We start from the raw sequence: 1,228 nt of genomic DNA, 5'->3' as shown, positions 1-1,228 counted from the left end.
CCAGAGGAGTCTCCACAGGCGTTAGTTCCCCCAGAGCTTGGGGTACATTTCAAACGGTAGCTGGGGTCTAGAAACATAAACCTAACCACCCGCTCTCTGCACACTCGCACAACTGCCTAGCGTTTGCACATCAGGTTGTAGAGAACTGTGCAGCAAAGTGAGGACTCCGTCCCACTATCGCGAACAGTCAATCGGCGATTAGAGACAGCCCTCTTCCTAGGAAGCGTTCTTTGGCTTATCGGCCCAGGGATTGCAGCCAGCCAATCAGGGTGGTACCAGACAGAGCTTCAAACAGGATCAGGGCAACAAAGCCGATCATTGCCAAACGCCCGTTCAAGCGCTCTGCATATTCGGTGAAGCCCACGCGGGGGGTGCTGTCCACATACATTTCCGGCTCGATGGCGTAGTTGTTCAGCCGACCACCTTCTTCGACGACAACGGAGCGATATCGGGTCATAGGGTTCTCCTTGTGCTTTCTTCACCAGCGTAGCTTGCTTTGCGTAGGATTGTAAAGTTTTATTTACAACGTTGTTGACGCCCAATGTTCCGAGCTGCCGGGCAGAGTTCAACCAGGCCAGGAACAGCCTGTAAGCAGGGTTGTGGCTCTTGTCCCAGTACAGGGGAGCTGATAATAGCAAGGGGACTGGAGGACAACCATGTCGGTGCTGGAACAGTTAAATATGCTGCTGGATGGCCAGCCGGTGGCCAGCTTGGCGGTGCTGGAGCAGGGATCCCCGGCGGTGTCGTTGGTGCCTTTTGTGGTGCAGCGGGATCCCTTGCGCTTTGCCATTGTCATCAGCGATCTTTCTGCCCACACCCAGGCTTTGCGGGCGGATCCCCGGGCCGCGCTACTCATCCACGAGCCGCCTACGCCAGGGGATCCCCGCAGTAACCATGCCCTGTCGCGGGTGATGGTGAGCGGAGAAGCCCAGTTTCTCAGCCGCGAAGAGGCGCAAGCGCAGGGGTTTGAGGCCCTCTATCGCGCCAAGTACGAGATTGCCGAGATGATCCTGGGCTTGGCGGATTTTCACTTCTGTCAGATCGTCCCCAAAACTGGTAGCTTCATCCAGGGGTTTGGCCAGGCATTCCGGCTGAGGGGCCCCAACCTGGATCAACTGGAGCACCTCGGTCGGGCGTAGGTACGAGGATTCCAAGGGCAGCCCATGCCATTCCCCAGCACGGGGAAGCTCCTGCTGCGCCACTTCCTAGCTCTCCTCTTGCAGGGGGG

The 1,228-nt window shown here is 57.7% G+C and carries 2 protein-coding genes; one reads left to right on the top strand and one right to left on the bottom strand.

All coding sequences use genetic code 11. From position 1 onward, the window contains the following. Window positions 1–235: 235 nt before the first annotated feature. Complete coding sequence (locus tag NW819_RS12930) at window positions 236–457, bottom strand: high light inducible protein (RefSeq protein ID WP_414413991.1); 222 nt, start codon at window positions 455–457, stop codon at window positions 236–238. A gap of 199 nt (window positions 458–656) precedes the next feature. Here NW819_RS12930 and NW819_RS12925 point away from each other — a divergent pair, with 199 nt between their 5' ends. Further along, the gene (locus NW819_RS12925) at window positions 657–1,139 is read left to right on the top strand and encodes a pyridoxamine 5'-phosphate oxidase family protein (protein WP_414413990.1); all 483 of its coding nucleotides are present in this window, start codon (window positions 657–659) and stop codon (window positions 1,137–1,139) included. The last annotated feature ends 89 nt before the right edge of the window (window positions 1,140–1,228 follow it).

The organism is Synechococcus sp. R8-2, assembly GCF_047461715.1.
Lineage (GTDB): Bacteria > Cyanobacteriota > Cyanobacteriia > Thermostichales > Thermostichaceae > Thermostichus.
Note: the sequence above shows the minus strand (reverse complement) of the source record. Positions and strands in the feature narration are given on the sequence as shown.

Bases quoted from the DNA above. Each gene is read 5' to 3' on its own strand.
- NW819_RS12930 (WP_414413991.1), bottom strand. From the start codon at position 457: ATGACCCGATATCGCTCCGTTGTCGTCGAAGAAGGTGGTCGGCTGAAC.
- NW819_RS12925 (WP_414413990.1), top strand. From the start codon at position 657: ATGTCGGTGCTGGAACAGTTAAATATGCTGCTGGATGGCCAGCCGGTG.